Annotated in this window: 1 protein-coding gene; it reads right to left on the reverse strand. The window is 64.8% G+C overall.

Going from position 1 to position 563, the window contains the following annotated elements:
- On the reverse strand, window positions 1-563 hold a 563-nt coding region (locus V9L17_RS21250; RefSeq protein WP_337352802.1), incomplete at both ends, for a carboxyl transferase domain-containing protein.

The raw sequence follows: 563 nt of genomic DNA on the forward strand, positions 1-563 counted from the left end.
AGGAAGCGCGGTGAGTACGCCCGGCCGCACATGGAGTAGTTCCCTGCACCGAAGGACCCGCCGATCACCACGGTCAGCTTGGGCACGCGCGCCGTGGCCACCGCCGTGACCATCTTGGCGCCGTTCTTGGCGATGCCGCCCTGTTCGGAGTCCTTGCCCACCATGAACCCGGAAATGTTCTGCAGGAAGACCAGGGGAATTCCGCGCTGGTCGCACAGCTCGATGAAGTGTGCGCCCTTGAGCGAGGACTCGCTGAACAGCACGCCGTTGTTGGCTACGATTCCCACCGGGTGTCCGTGCAGCCTCGCGAAGCCGGTGACCAGGGTAGCGCCGTATTCCTTCTTGAACTCATGGAACCGGCTCCCGTCAACCAGCCGCGCTATCACCTCGTGGACGTCATACTGGGCGTTGACGTCAGTTGGCACCACACCATAGAGGCCGGCGGGGTCCGCAACGGGTTCGACGGCGGTGTCCACGTCCCATGCGGGGGCCGCCGGCCTGGGAAGGGTGGCCACGATGTCGCGGATGATCTGCAGGGCATGCTCGTCATTTTCGGCCAGGTG

It is taken from the genome of Pseudarthrobacter sp. CCNWLW207 (genome assembly GCF_037203945.1).
Taxonomy (GTDB): Bacteria; Actinomycetota; Actinomycetes; order Actinomycetales; family Micrococcaceae; genus Arthrobacter.